11 protein-coding genes are annotated in these 14,363 nt (G+C 33.0%); all 11 read right to left on the reverse strand.

The genetic code is table 11. The features are described from left to right. Window positions 1-82: 82 nt before the first annotated feature. Window positions 83-352: a 30S ribosomal protein S15 gene (rpsO, locus tag N4A35_02725; protein MCT4580305.1), complete on the reverse strand. Its 270-nt coding sequence runs from the start codon at window positions 350-352 to the stop codon at window positions 83-85. 83 nt (window positions 353-435) lie between these two features. Beyond that, window positions 436-1,278, reverse strand: coding sequence for an acetyl-CoA carboxylase, carboxyltransferase subunit beta (gene accD / locus N4A35_02730; protein MCT4580306.1), 843 nt, complete (start codon window positions 1,276-1,278; stop codon window positions 436-438). A 42-nt stretch (window positions 1,279-1,320) separates the two neighbouring features. Continuing rightward, window positions 1,321-2,379, reverse strand: a complete 1,059-nt coding sequence (locus N4A35_02735) for a class I fructose-bisphosphate aldolase (protein MCT4580307.1) — start codon at window positions 2,377-2,379, stop codon at window positions 1,321-1,323. A gap of 182 nt (window positions 2,380-2,561) precedes the next feature. Next, window positions 2,562-4,244, reverse strand: coding sequence for a DUF4139 domain-containing protein (locus N4A35_02740; GenBank protein ID MCT4580308.1), 1,683 nt, complete (start codon window positions 4,242-4,244; stop codon window positions 2,562-2,564). Between the two features lie 118 nt (window positions 4,245-4,362). Further along, complete coding sequence (locus N4A35_02745) at window positions 4,363-6,768, reverse strand: T9SS type A sorting domain-containing protein (protein MCT4580309.1); 2,406 nt, start codon at window positions 6,766-6,768, stop codon at window positions 4,363-4,365. Then, window positions 6,761-7,750 carry a hypothetical protein gene (locus N4A35_02750; protein ID MCT4580310.1) on the reverse strand — a complete coding sequence of 330 codons (990 nt, stop codon included), beginning with the start codon at window positions 7,748-7,750 and terminating at the stop codon, window positions 6,761-6,763. Before N4A35_02750 ends, N4A35_02745 begins: the two co-directional genes overlap by 8 nt. Beyond that, entirely contained in the window at window positions 7,747-10,515 is a 2,769-nt protein-coding gene (locus tag N4A35_02755; GenBank protein MCT4580311.1) for an N-acetylmuramoyl-L-alanine amidase, read from the reverse strand. Before N4A35_02755 ends, N4A35_02750 begins: the two co-directional genes overlap by 4 nt. A gap of 17 nt (window positions 10,516-10,532) precedes the next feature. Further along, window positions 10,533-11,471, reverse strand: coding sequence for a hypothetical protein (locus N4A35_02760; GenBank protein MCT4580312.1), 939 nt, complete (start codon window positions 11,469-11,471; stop codon window positions 10,533-10,535). 15 nt (window positions 11,472-11,486) lie between these two features. Then, the gene (locus N4A35_02765) at window positions 11,487-12,416 is read right to left on the reverse strand and encodes a hypothetical protein (protein MCT4580313.1); all 930 of its coding nucleotides are present in this window, start codon (window positions 12,414-12,416) and stop codon (window positions 11,487-11,489) included. A 99-nt stretch (window positions 12,417-12,515) separates the two neighbouring features. Further along, complete coding sequence (locus N4A35_02770; GenBank protein ID MCT4580314.1) at window positions 12,516-12,899, reverse strand: diacylglycerol kinase family protein; 384 nt, start codon at window positions 12,897-12,899, stop codon at window positions 12,516-12,518. A 95-nt stretch (window positions 12,900-12,994) separates the two neighbouring features. Continuing rightward, window positions 12,995-14,314, reverse strand: a complete 1,320-nt coding sequence (locus tag N4A35_02775; GenBank protein MCT4580315.1) for a DEAD/DEAH box helicase — start codon at window positions 14,312-14,314, stop codon at window positions 12,995-12,997. Between the last annotated feature and the right edge of the window lie 49 nt (window positions 14,315-14,363).

Here is a 14,363-nt window from a genome sequence, read left to right on the forward strand (position 1 = left end):
TGCTTATTTTTCGTAAATATAAAAAAAAGGACTGATGTATAGTGTACAAAAGTCCTTTTTTAAGTTGATTAGTCCATAGATATTATCTACGTAATCCTAATTCTTTAACAATCGCTCTATAACGATTGATGTCTTTCTTTTTTAAGTAATCTAAGTGATTTCTTCTTTTACCTACTAAAGCAATTAGTGCTCTTTGCGTAGCGAAATCCTTTCTATTCTTTTTTAAGTGCTCTGTTAAGTGAGCAATTCTGAATGTGAACATAGCGATTTGAGCTTCTGAGCTTCCTGTGTTGTTTTCGCTACCTCCAAATTTTTTGAAGAATTCAATCTTCTTTTCTGCTGTTAAATACATCTTGCAATACTTTTTTAGTGATTGTTATGCTAAAGTCACTTTGACTTTTCGGACGGCAAAGATATAAAGAATATCTGAATTGCCTAATTTTTAAACATTTTTATTACTAAAGATAATTTTTCTTTTAATTCTCTTCTGTCAATAATGAAGTCTAAGAAGCCGTGTTCCAATAGAAACTCTGCTCTTTGGAAGCCTTCTGGTAAATCTTTTCCAATAGTTTCTTTGACAACTCTTGGTCCAGCAAAAGCAATTAATGCTCCAGGTTCTCCAATATTGATATCTCCTAACATCGCAAACGAGGCAGTAATTCCACCAGTAGTCGGGTCAGTGAGATAAGAAATATATGGTAATTTAGCTTCTGACAACTTGGTTAATTTAGCAGAAGTTTTAGCCATTTGCATTAAAGAAAAACCTGCTTCCATCATTCTTGCACCTCCAGATTTTGAAATCATCATAAAAGGGCATTTCTTTTCAATAGCCTTATCGATAGCTCTTGCAATTTTTTCTCCAACTACCGATCCCATAGATCCACCAATAAAAGCAAAGTCCATTGCTGCTACTACTAATGGTTCTCCGTTTATTTTTCCAAATCCTGTAGATACGGCATCTTTTAAACTCGATTTCTTTTGAGCACTTGCAATTCGATCAGTATATTTTTTAGTGTCCTCAAAAGATAGTGGATCTCCAGATTCTAAATCTGTGTCTAACTCTTGATATTTATTGTCATCAAAAATAATCTCGAAATAATCTGCTGAACCAATTCTAGTGTGAAACCCCTCATTTGGAGTTACATAAGCGTTTTCTTTTAAAGCTTTTGTTTCAATTATTTCACCTCCTGGAGTTTTATACCAATACCCATCAGGAGCTTCCTTTTTCTCTGTAGTAGGAGTAACTACTCCTTTATCTTTTCTTTTAAACCAAGCCATTCTTTTCTAATTCAATTAATAATTCGAATCAATTAATTTTTCTTATGCAATAGAAATACTTTCGTCTAAATATACATCTTGAATTGCATTCAATAAGGCTACCCCTTCATTCATTGGTTTCTGGAAAGCTTTTCTTCCTGAAATCAACCCTTGTCCACCAGCTCTTTTGTTGATAACAGCTGTAGCAACTGCTTGTTCTAAATCAGACTGTCCATCTCCTGTAGATGCTCCACCAGAGTTGATTAATCCTTGACGTCCCATGTAACAGTTTGCAACTTGATATCTACACAAATCAATTGGATGGTCAGTAGTTAGTTCAGTATAAACCTTAGGGTGTGTTTTTCCGAAGTTAACAGCATTCCAACCGCCATTGTTTTCAGGTAATTTCTGCTTGATAATATCTGCTTGAATCGTTACCCCTAAGTGGTTAGCTTGTGCAGTAATATCAGTAGCTACATGATAATCTGTTCCATCTTTTTTGAAATCAGAATTTCTTAGGTAACACCATAAAATGGTTGCCATTCCCAACTCATGTGCTCTTTCAAAAGCTTGAGCAACTTCAATGATTTGACGATTACTATCTTCAGAACCAAAATAAATAGTAGCTCCAACTGCTGCAGCTCCTAAGTTCCAAGCTTCATCTACACTTCCATACATAATTTGCTGGAAAGTATTTGGGTAAGTTAGTAGTTCGTTGTGGTTTAACTTTACAATAAAAGGAATTTTATGTGCATACGTTCTGCTTACAGATGCCAATACACCAAAAGTTGATGCTACAGCATTACAACCTCCTTCAATCGCTAACTTAACAATGTTTTCAGAGTCAAAATAAATAGGATTAGGTGCGAATGATGCTCCAGCTGAATGCTCAATCCCTTGATCAACTGGTAAAATAGATACATACCCCGTATTAGCTAATCTCCCGTGACTGTAGATCGCTTCTAGATTTCTTAATACCTGAGGGTTTCTATTTGATTGACTAAAAACTCTATTTACAAAATCTCCTCCTGGTAAATGTAAAAGGTCTTTACTAATTGTTGTACATTCGTGATTAAGCAAGTTATCTGCATTTGCTCCTAAAATCTCTACTGTTTTAGACATAGTATTTTTCAAATTATTTGATTTCGAACTACAAATCTAAAAAAAAACAAGTGCTTCTACTATTTTTTAAACTTTTTCTCTTTTCTTTTTGTAAACATTTCTACTTTGAAAATTGAGATGACTCAGTATAAAATAAAAAAGCGATTATCATTTAATAATCGCTTTGAAGTAGTTCTTTATGCCTAGAGTACCAAATTCTTATCTTTATTGTAAGTGATACTATAAACGTATTTAATCTTTTTTGTTTCTCTTGGATTTATCGTTGTATTCCATGTTAAAAATCCTTTATGTTGATTATAGTTTGCTTTTCCTTTATTAATCAAATTGACTTTGATCTCTTCAACATTGGTTAATGGAATTTGATCCATTATTGTTAATTTAACATGTGAGCTTTTCATACTCTTTACCGTAATTTGATAGGTTAATGTTGATTCTTTTTCGTTTGACAATTTCTTAATTTTTTCTTCATTGGAAATTTTCTTTTGTTCAACAATAATTCTTCGATCTCTTCCTAATGCCAACTCTAAGGTATCTGTCATCGTTGAAGGAGAAATTCTTGTTTGACCAACATAAGTTCCATCATAATAGATGTTTGCTACTGCTGGTAATAGGTTGAGATCTTCCCACCCTGTTAATTTTGCCATTAAAAATGCTTCTCTTTCTTTTTTGGGAACTGCAAAATATTCAAACTCAGCATCTATTTCATCCGAATTAACAGCCATTAAATGTTCTTTTCCATCTGAGGGAATAGAATAGGGGAGTTTTAACTCAAACTCTACCATAGCCATATTGTTACTCATTTGTGTAAAGTTTGAGATATGTTTTGCTTCTACTTCATCTGAAAGCTCGTCTACATTCGCAATTGATGGCATAGCCGCAGTTTCCTTGTTGACCGAAACGTCATCTAATGAATAATTAAACGCTCCTCTTTGAATTGGTCTATAATAGCTAATATACCAAGGGGCTAACACTGGTTTATTGTTATTCCTGTTTGGATTAATAGTAGACAATGTTACATTAACGTTGTCCCAGTTAATCCCTGTATTTTGATAAACTTTCGCCTTGTAAGTTAATTTCACAGGAGCATTAACTTGATCTGCTCTTAAATCATAAGATGGAGACCACCCTGCATTGGAAGTATTATAACTTATTTCGAGAGATCCTGAAGTAGCTACATCACAAGAAACAGTTACAATAATTTGATAGATTGGTGACAACGATTCTTGTTGTTGTGGCTTTAAGTGATTTTTCCAATTATTTAATGTGTTTAACCTGTTCGTTAATTGAGTACGAATAGCCGTTTCTTTTTCTATGCTTTTTTCAGTTTGCAAAATCAGCTGATTGATCTCAATTAATTTTTCGCGTAAATAAACTAAGGCATCTTTTAAAAGAGGAATTGAATCATTTTGATTTTGTCCTTTTATAACTCCACTAGATAATAAAATGTTTTTTTCACTATTGTACACCTCTAATGAAGCTCGATACTGTTTTAACTTCCAATTTGATCGACTTAATGAATCGTTAACCTGTTTAATTTCTCGTTGAGTTTTAGCAGGAATAGTGGAGGGCACTTCTATTTTTTTAGGAACTGGATAAAACACATTATGACTAACATCAAGAATCACAAAGTTTCCTCTCCCTTTAGCCTGAATACTGTTGGTGTTAAAGTTTTTTGTAATCCCCTCAAATACTAATTTTGTAATTCCTTTTTCTAAACTAAACCGTCCTTTTCTTTTTATCTGTGCTCCTTGTAAGAATACTGTTACTTCTTTAACTTTTGAACGAACTTTTTTTTCTGTCTCAGCCCCAAAAACAATCGTTGAGACTAAAATAGTAATCGCTAAAATCAAACTCTTATTTATCATCTTGTATGTGGTTTTTTAATTATTTGATAGCTAATACAAGTGAATAAAAAGAAGGTTCAAAAAAAAGCGGTAGAAATTAAATCTCTACCGCTTTTCAAATTACTTTTACTATTTATTATTATTGCTTGATCACTTTAAATGTCGTTTTTTCATCTGTATCGCCAATGATCCTAACATAATAGATCCCATTGGCATATAGCGATAAATCAATTGGGTTATTGTTAACAAATTTCATAGCTTCTAATTTTACACCAGCAACATTATAGATTTCAATTTCTTTGATGTTTATTTCTGATGAATTGATAGTTACCATTCCTTCTGTAGGGTTAGGATATAACGTGATATGATTTTGTAAATCCTTTTCATTGATTGAAACAAACTCTCCATCAACAACAAGCATTACACATTCAATATTATTGTTTTCATTGGATTCATTAATGGCATTATTGTCATCTGCAACAAATAAAATATAATAAGTCCCTGATTCCGTATTGATAGGAATAACTAAACTTTCTGTTTCATTACTTGAATTAAGATCACTCCCAATATTAGAGACATCATCTCCTAATAAAACATCATCTGGACTTAAATTACAATCCGTTGATAAGTAATAATTTAATTCTGACGATGGTAAATTATTAGCAGTTTGGTTACCACTATAGTTTTGATTAGAAGAAACATCAACTGCTTCACCTGCAACGATACTATCTGTATTGGTTGTTACATTACTTAAACTAATGTCATTAGTCCCCGTTGCTCCACTTACTGTAATTTGAACGCACGAGACATTATTCGTCTCGTCACTTTCAGTGATATCCTGACCATTATCACCAGCAAATAAAATAAAGTAAGTTCCAGGTGCAGTAGTAACAGGTATTGATAGGTTGATCATTTCATTACTCGATGGATTATCGACTCCTAAATCTGATACACTTCCTCCAAGATACATATCGTCATTACTTAAAGTACAATCAGTTGATAAATAATAATCCATATCAACGCTATTTAGATCAGTGGTATACAAGCTCCCTGTATAAGTATGCTGTGCAATAGCAGTTAAAATATCTCCTGCGTTAACATTGATTGGTGTAACCGAAGGATTATTGACCACAACATCTTCATTATTACCAGTTTGAGCTTGACAATTAACGACTAAATCATAGCTACTACCGCTTCCATCATCAGAGTCTACGACAATATAGTAAGTTTGTCCTGCAACGACATTGGTTAATGTTGCTGAATCTTGAAATACAACTCCAGAACAATCTGAAGCATCACAACTTTCTAATATAAATACATCTAAGTCGCCTGTGAAGTTGCTTACTACAGCTGTGATAGAACCATTACTTAATGGAGTAATGGTATGCACTCTCTCTGGACCAGTTTGATTAGAATTATTACATCCATAAGTTGAAACGTTTGAAGTCGCTGTAGAACTTGTCCCGTTATAAGTCACACCACAAGTTAATGCTATAGCATTGTTACAATCTAAGATACTTGGTGCCGGAGGACAATTGACAACCAGGTCGTAGGCACTTCCACTTCCGTCATCAGCATCTACAACAATGTAATAGGTTTGTCCAGCTATGGCATTGGTGACTACAGCAGAATCACTATATACAGTACCTAAACAATCATTAGGATCACAACTTCCCAAAATATATACATCTAAATCGCCTGTATAACTACTTAAATGAGCAGTTAGTTTCCCACTATGAGCTGGGGTAATGGTATGTACTCTTTCTGGACCAGTTTCTGTCCAAGAGTTACACCCATAAGTTGTAATTGCATTGGGAGCGTTTGAAGAAGAACCAGAATAGGTTACTCCGCAAGTTAGAGGAGTGGCATTATTACAATCTAACACAGGAGGAACAGTTGTCATTCCAGTATAATACTGTGGGTTATAACCACTACTAATTAATGAAGAGACATTATATGTCCATGCAAAAACCTTCCAAAATCCAGAGCTTCCTCCTTGGCCAGTACCCGAACCTGATTCGATTGTAGAATAAGAGCCATTATTATTAATTGCAACAACAAGTCTTACATGAGATCCTGGTTTATTTACAAAATCACCAGGAACAATATCATTATAACTGTTATGATGACCAAACAAAGCATTGGTATTTAACATTGTCGTAGAGTAATGCGTATTTAAGTTATAACATCTAGAGGTAAAACCTGAACAATCAACTCCAACAGAACAATTTGGTTCAGCACCATAACCATAACTTGTTTTACTGTCTCCAGCAGATTTACCATTACTAATACCTAAATCAAATCCTGCTAAAGTACTGTTACCTCCCCAACAATAGGGTAGAGCAGTATGATTTCCTGCTGTATACCAGTTTACTGCACTAACGACTTTATTTCCACATGATACACTGTTCCAATCATTAGCTGATGTCCCTGTCCAATTGTGATTAAGGTAACTGTTCGCATTGGCAATGACTTGACCTGAAGTTTGAGAAAAAGAATAGAATGAAACAAGGGATAGTAAATAGGTGGCAAACAGTTTATTCATAGTGCATAGTTTTAATTGTCAATCCTTTATCATTAATAACAAGATAAGCTATTAAGTCATCATGTATTTTTAAGTCATTTTTCACGTAGGTGTAGGTATTATTAGGGAGTTCAATTATTTTAGAGGTAAATTGATTTTTACTTGACATTAACTGCCTTGTAGCAGTGATTGATGGGGAATAAGTAATAACATCAACAATACAAAAATAGTCTTGAGAATTTTCGCCAAATAACATAATAGAGCCAATCTCATGATTATACTTAGCCTGAACATTTATACTATCGTTTTGAGGTTGTGTTCTAATTTCAAAAGAATATGCAGATGTTTTTTGTACCCACAATTCTTCATTATCCATGGTCAGTAACGATTTTGAATGTTGAAATCCTTTTTTATCCTTGGTTAACTGATAACTTGAACCATCTGCCATTAACACGTTGATAGAATTATCAAAATTAATGAGTTTATCATATAAAGTAACATTAGCAATATTATGATTAAACTCGTTAACTATTCTTTTATCTTTAATGACATAAAATTTACTCAAACATAAAACATATAAATAGTCTCTATCTACAATGATATCAAGAGGTGTATCATGGATTTCAAGACTTATAATTGTGTCTTCAGTGATATATTTTACTAAGTTTTTGTCATAGCTTCCAGCTAAAATCAATTCATCATGAAAAGGATCAACTTCAAAAGCTGTAAAGACATAATAACCTCCCTCTAGAATTTTAAGAGGTTCTATTTTAAGGTCGTCCCAACTGTAAGCAATAGAAGAGGGGAATGGTCGACTTTCAGCTTTATGAACAACCGCTTTCTCAAGGGAGACTTGTTCCTCATTTTTTTGTTTTTTAATAGCTACAGGAGCTGCTTTTTCTGAAGTTGAAATTTTATCTGACGAGGATAACAAGTTCGTTGAAAAAACGCCTAACGTAATTAACAATAGAACAACGATGCTTATTACTAATCGTTTTTTCATTGTTTTATAACTTTAAATGTTGTTTTCTCATTCTCAGACCCTACAATTCTCACATAATAAATCCCATTGGCATATGGTGATAAATCAATTTTTTCATTATTGACCAACTCAACATCTTTTAATTTAAGTCCATTGCTATTATAAATTTCAATTTCTTGAATATTTACTTCTGAAGAGTTAATGGTAATCACACCTTCAGTAGGGTTAGGATATAACGTGATATGATTTTGTAAATCCTTTTCATTGATTGAAACAAATTCTCCATCAACAACAAGCATTACACATTCAATATTGTTGTTTTCATTGGATTCATTAATGGCATTGTTGTCATCTGCAACAAATAAAATATAATAAGTCCCTGATTCCGTATTGATAGGAATGACTAAACTTTCTGTTTCATTACTAGAGGTATTGTCACTTCCAATGTTAGACACATCATCTCCTAATAAAACATCATCTGGACTTAAATTACAATCCGTTGATAAGTAATAATTTAATTCTGACGATGGTAAATTATTAGAAGTTTGATTTCCATTATAGTTCTGATCAGAAGAAACATCAATAGCTTCACCTGCAACAATACTGTCTGTATTGGTTGTTACATTACTTAAACTAACATCATTATTTCCTGCTGCACCATTTACGGTTACCTGAACACAAGAGACATTATTCGTCTCATCATTTTCAGTGACATGCTGTCCGTTATCACCAGCAAATAAAACAAAATAAGTTCCAGGGGCAGTATTAACAGGGATAGAAAGGTTGACTATTTCATTACTCGATGGATTGTCTACCCCTAAATTGGAAATACTTCCTCCAAGGTAAACATCATCATTACTTAAATTACAATCTGTTGATAAGTAGTAATCCATATTCACTTGATTAAGGTCAGTAGTATATAAATCGCCACTATATGTATGGTCTGAATTGGCGGTAACTACACCTCCAGCATTAACTGTTTGAGGAGTTACAGTTGCGTTAAACACAACAACATCTTCATTATTTCCACTTTGTCCTTGGCAATTCACGACTAAATCATAACTACTACCGCTTCCGTTATCAGAATCTACCACAATATAGTAAGTCTGTCCTGCAACTACATTTGCTAAGATTGCTGAATCTTGGAATACAATTCCAGAGCAATCAGAAGCATCGCAACTCTCTAATATAAATACATCCAAGTCTCCAGTAAAATTACTAACTACAGCACTAATAGATCCATTACTTAATGGGGTAATCGTATGTACTCTTTCTGGTCCGGTTTGGTTGGAGTTATTACATCCATAAGTAGATATATTTGAAGGTGCTGTAGAGGCTGGTCCAGAATAAGTAACACCACATGTAAGAGGAACAGCATTTGAACAATTTAAAGTATTTGGACAATCGACAGTTAATTCATAAGAGCTCCCACTACCATCTGCTGCATCAACAACTACATAATAGGTTTGACCAGCGACAGCATTAGTATATGTTGCTGTATTAAATGTAATAGAACCTAAACAATCACTTGGATCACAACTACCTAGTATATAAACATCTAAATTACCTGTATAGTTCTCTACAATAGCAGAAATAGTACCATTCATTGACGGTGTAATTGTATGTACTCTTTCAGGGCCTGTAGAATTAATTGTAGGGGCACAACCGTAGGTAGAAGCATTAGAAGTAGCTGTAGAGGCTGCTCCAAAATAAGTAACACCACATGTAAGAGGAATAGCATTTGAACAATCCAAGTTATTAACAGCAGGAGGGCAATTTACAACTAAATCATAAGAACTACCACTTCCATCATCTGCATCAACTACAATATAATAGGTTTGACCAGCGACAGCATTTGCGTATGTCGCTGCTGCTCCTGTTACAGTTCCTAAACAATCACTTGGATCACAGCTACCTAAAATATAAACATCTAAATCTCCTGTGAAATTTGAAATTGAAGCTGTTAACGTTCCACTTGTAGTTGGAGTAATCGTATGTACTCTTTCTGGTCCTGTTTCTGTCCATGAATTACAACCGTATGTATATATATTTGACACAGCATTTGAACTAGAGCCACTATAAGTTACACCACATGTTAAAGGAACAGCATTGCTACAGTCTAGAGTAGGAGGGGTAGACCCAGTACAACTTATTCCTAGTTCATTAACAAAAACATCCACATAAGCTTGAGCAAACGCATCTCTATAGGTATTATCTTGAAGTTTAGCTGCATCAGCACTATTAGACCCAAAACCTATTTCACTTAAACAATTAACAGCATTTACATTATTTAGCACTCCTAAATGAAAGTTAAGATAAGAATCGTCTTCAACTGATCTTCTGTTGGTAAAACTTCCTGCTCCAACTATTGCTGCTTGAACTCTATCAGAAAATGTTTGACAAGCCGAATTAGAAGATGGCCCTTGGTTACACCAAAATGTTTCTGTACCATTTGCTGAAGCAGGTCCACCATTTGTGTGTAAACTGATAAAGCGATCTGCCCCCCAATTGTTCGACATAATTTCTCTTTGACTTAAACTAGGAAAGTCCCCAGGAGCACTTGATGTTCTTGTTAGATGAGAAGTGACACCTGAACAGTTGTTATCTAAAAGAGTTTTTAGCTTACTACCTACAGACATTGCTGTTTCTATTTCTAAAGGAAGCCTTTGATTAGAAGTACAGTTTTGAGTTCCGTCTGCACAATATCCATGTCCAGGATCAATTACAATTGTTTGACCTTGAATAAAAATGGGTAGAATTATCAATAAAGTATAAATTAATTTCATTTTCGTTCTTTATTTAATTATTTATTTAAATACATTGAGAATAAACCTCTATTTATATCGTCAGTGTATAGAATCTCATTATTACTTTTGAATACAGGCCACATTTCAAAAGCATTTTCAGTAGCAGTAATTTGACGAGTAATTCCTTTATTTATATCAAACATTAATAATTCTGATCCAGTAATTGTGTGACCATCAGATGATTCGTCCATAAAGCCAATTAAATAGTTAGAATCAGGACTCCAACTTGTTGCAATACCTCTACCGAAATTTCGAATAAACTGACCATCAGTCGAAAACAATAGTACATCAGCACTCCTATGAACTGCTATATACTTGTTGTTAGGAGAAATTAAAATTTTATAGTAATTCCCTTTTTCAGTGGTGATAGGCCATGTTTTATCTTTCCACTTAGCTTCAACAGCAAGTGTATATTCATTTAAATAATAAATGGTATCAGAGATACTTAAACTTCTTAATTCAATGTGTCTAGGATAATTCTGATATTCTTTTATCTCTTTTGTATTTACATTCATACTTTTTACAATAATCCTGTAATCTTTCGTTTTTTCTTTGTAATAAATTAAATCCCCATCTTTTGACCAACCAATATTGTTTCCTACTCCAGATTTCTCTAATAGTATTGCAGGAGTATGATTTATTGTCTTTTGGTAATATAAAGCATCTCCTTTGGCATTGGTATAGATCACCCCTTCTCCTTGAGGATTAAAAAGAGGTTGAGTGAATTCCCCTTGAATGATCTTTTTAACATTATCTGGTACAATAGGCTTTACAGGCGATGCATGAATACACGACTTATGATCTTTTTTTACCAATTCGCTGGCAAATTGTTCTTTGGAAGATTTATCGTTAAGTCTTGATGTAGCAACATCTGTTTGACTTTTTATGAGGGCTGGGAGTAAAATCAATGAAAGATGGGTGAATATTCTTTTCATATTATTTTATTTTGGTTATTTAATTTCAAGTGAAAATAAGCCTTTGTTTAATTTATCAGCATAAACAATGATGTTTTTAGTTTTAAATGTTGGCCACATTTCCAATGCGTTAGTTGTTGATGTTATTGGTTCTGGGGTTGCTTTGGTAAGGTCAAATTTTATTATTTCAGAATTATTGATGGAATGACCATCAGTTGAATGATCTAAAAAACCTATTAGATAGTCAGAATCAGGACTCCAATCGGTAGCTATTCCTGTCCCTAAATTACTAATAAACTCACCATTCGTAGAGAATAATAAAACATCAGTATTAAAGTGAATAGCTAAATATTTATTATTTGGAGAGGTTAATATATTATAATAATTTCCGCTTTTATTTTTATCAGAAATATTCCATTCTTTATTGTCGTATTTGGCTTTAACTGCTAAAGTTTTACTGTCTATATAATATATCGTGTCAGATATCGTTAAACTTTCTAAATCTGTTAGAGGCGGGTAACCCTCTATTGTTTTTATTTCTTTAGTATTAATATTAATGCTTTTTATGGCTATTTTATAATCTGGAGTCTTTTCCTTGAAGTACACTAAATTTCCATCTCTTGACCAAGCTATATTGTTTCCTACAGATCTTTTTTCTAATAGAACTTCAGCTGCTGTATTTTTATCTTTTTGATAATAAAGTTTTCCTTTATCATCTGTATACAGAACAGCTTGACCTTTACAAAGTATAGGTGCTGTACATAAGCCTTCTACAATTTGAGTCCTTTTTTCTAAAACCTTTTTTGATTCTAATAAACGATTATCCTGTTCAAGGGAAGCTACCGTTTTTTCGGTTTCAATAGGTGTTTTTTCTATTTGCGGTTCGTCAGTATGTGAATCTGAAGCACATGATCCAGTAATTATTGTTAATAATGCAAGAGGTATTATTATTCTTTTGTTTTTCATTATTTACTTCAATACTTTAATAGCAACTCGCTAATTAATAGAATGTTGTAAATATACAAAAGTTTTCAAATTAACCTAATACCTATAAATAAGTAGGCATTATTGTTGAAAATAGCTATAGATATAGGGGATATAAATAAAACAAGCAATACTGATAGCTGTGAAAAAAGCACAAAAAACTGCACCTGCTGCTAGGTCTTTGATCCAGCCAATTTTGGTATGGTACTCAGGATGAATAAAATCTGCTATTCTTTCAATTGCTGTATTTAAAGCTTCTGCGGTAAATATCAAGCCAAATACTAAGAATTGAAACATCCATTCATATTTGTTAATACCAACCCAAAAACCTATTCCTAAGAAAATAATAAAAAAAGCAAATTGAACCATTACACTATGTTCTGATTTAAAAAATGCAACAGCACCTTTAAATGCAGTAACACCGCCTTTTAATCGACCTTTAAAAAATCCCCCATCATTATTCATAACATCTTTTTTCAAATCTTTTACAAAGTTATGCAATCACTTGCTGTATTTAGGGGATATTGAATAAGCTTCTTTACATAACATTGTTAAAAAAACTATTTAGATAAAGCTATTTTAACTTTTCTTTTCTTAATTTTCTCTTTCGTTACGCGTTTTAAAACTTGCTGAACTTTATTGGCTTTTATCGCTGCATAAGAAAATTGATCAAACACTTCTATTTTTCCTAATTCATCTTTTTTAAGCATTCCTTTTTTCATAAAAAAGCCTACTAAATCAATTTTGTTGATTTTATCTTTTTTACCACCTCCAACATAAATAGTCTTCCATTCTGTTGCTGGAGGGATAATGATTTCTTCTTCTAATTTTTTGAACGCTACTTCGGTGTTGATGTATTCTGGAATATTTTCCAATTCAGAAAGCACAAGAAATGCAGCTCCTTTCTCATGCATTCTCGCAGTTCGACCATTTCTATGGATATAAGCATCTTCCTTTGGAGGAAGTTGATAATGAACGACATTTTGTATCTCTGGAATATCAAGTCCTCTAGCTGCTAAATCTGTAGTGATTAATAGAGTAGAAGTACCATTTCTAAATTTCACTAATGCTCTTTCTCTTTCATTTTGATTCAAGCCTCCATGAAATACACTATTTTCTATTTCGTTTTTAGAAAGCAATTTTGAAATTCGATCTACAGCCTCTCGATGGTTACAGAACACTAGCGTTAAATCATTTTGAAAAGTACAAACTAATTCAAATAATACTTGAAGTTTATCGTTTTCTTCAGCTCTTACTTCAAATAGCGACAACCCTTTTACCTTTTGTTGAGCTGAAAAATCTACGATTTGACATTCTTTAGCTCCGACAAAATGAGGGACACTTCCTATTGCTGTAGCAGAAGTTAAATAACGTTGTTTAATATTTACTAGTCGTTTAATGATGGCTTTCATTTCTTCTTGAAAACCAAATTCTAAGGCTTTATCAAACTCGTCTAAAATCAAAGTTTGAATTGTTTTAGGATCAAAGTTTTTTCGATTTAAATGGTCGTCAATTCTACCAGGAGTCCCTACTAAAACAGCTGGTGGTTCTGAAAAATTATTCCGCTCAGTTTTAATCGCATGCCCTCCATAAACAGCATTTACCTTAAAACCTGTTTTCATTGATTTAAACACTTGCTCAATTTGTAAGGCTAACTCCCTTGAAGGAACAATAATTAGTGCTTGAACACCTTCCAATTTGGGGTTTAAACGTTCTAATAAAGGAAATAAGAAAGCAAAAGTTTTACCACTTCCAGTAGGAGATAAGAGCATTAAGTTTTGATGTGATCTTGCATTGGTAATAAAAGCTTCCTGCATTTTATTCAATTGATCAAAAGGAAGTTGGTTAAGTGTTTTCTTTTGGAATGTTGTTAACTTCATTTGCTATTAATTATCGTTACCTATAAATATACAAAAAACGGTAACCTAT

It is taken from the genome of Flavobacteriales bacterium (genome assembly GCA_025210295.1).
In the GTDB taxonomy this organism is placed as follows: Bacteria; Bacteroidota; Bacteroidia; order Flavobacteriales_D; family Parvicellaceae; genus S010-51.

What these genes read in the sequence shown, in the direction of transcription:
- N4A35_02760 (MCT4580312.1), bottom strand. Translation starts at nt 11,471, where the DNA reads ATGAAAAGAATATTCACCCATCTTTCATTGATTTTACTCCCAGCCCTC.
- N4A35_02735 (MCT4580307.1), bottom strand. Translation starts at nt 2,379, where the DNA reads ATGTCTAAAACAGTAGAGATTTTAGGAGCAAATGCAGATAACTTGCTT.
- N4A35_02745 (MCT4580309.1), bottom strand. Translation starts at nt 6,768, where the DNA reads ATGAATAAACTGTTTGCCACCTATTTACTATCCCTTGTTTCATTCTAT.
- rpsO (MCT4580305.1), bottom strand. Translation starts at nt 352, where the DNA reads ATGTATTTAACAGCAGAAAAGAAGATTGAATTCTTCAAAAAATTTGGA.
- N4A35_02755 (MCT4580311.1), bottom strand. Translation starts at nt 10,515, where the DNA reads ATGAAATTAATTTATACTTTATTGATAATTCTACCCATTTTTATTCAA.
- N4A35_02750 (MCT4580310.1), bottom strand. Translation starts at nt 7,750, where the DNA reads ATGAAAAAACGATTAGTAATAAGCATCGTTGTTCTATTGTTAATTACG.
- N4A35_02770 (MCT4580314.1), bottom strand. Translation starts at nt 12,899, where the DNA reads ATGAATAATGATGGGGGATTTTTTAAAGGTCGATTAAAAGGCGGTGTT.
- N4A35_02775 (MCT4580315.1), bottom strand. Translation starts at nt 14,314, where the DNA reads ATGAAGTTAACAACATTCCAAAAGAAAACACTTAACCAACTTCCTTTT.
- accD (MCT4580306.1), bottom strand. Translation starts at nt 1,278, where the DNA reads ATGGCTTGGTTTAAAAGAAAAGATAAAGGAGTAGTTACTCCTACTACA.
- N4A35_02740 (MCT4580308.1), bottom strand. Translation starts at nt 4,244, where the DNA reads ATGATAAATAAGAGTTTGATTTTAGCGATTACTATTTTAGTCTCAACG.
- N4A35_02765 (MCT4580313.1), bottom strand. Translation starts at nt 12,416, where the DNA reads ATGAAAAACAAAAGAATAATAATACCTCTTGCATTATTAACAATAATT.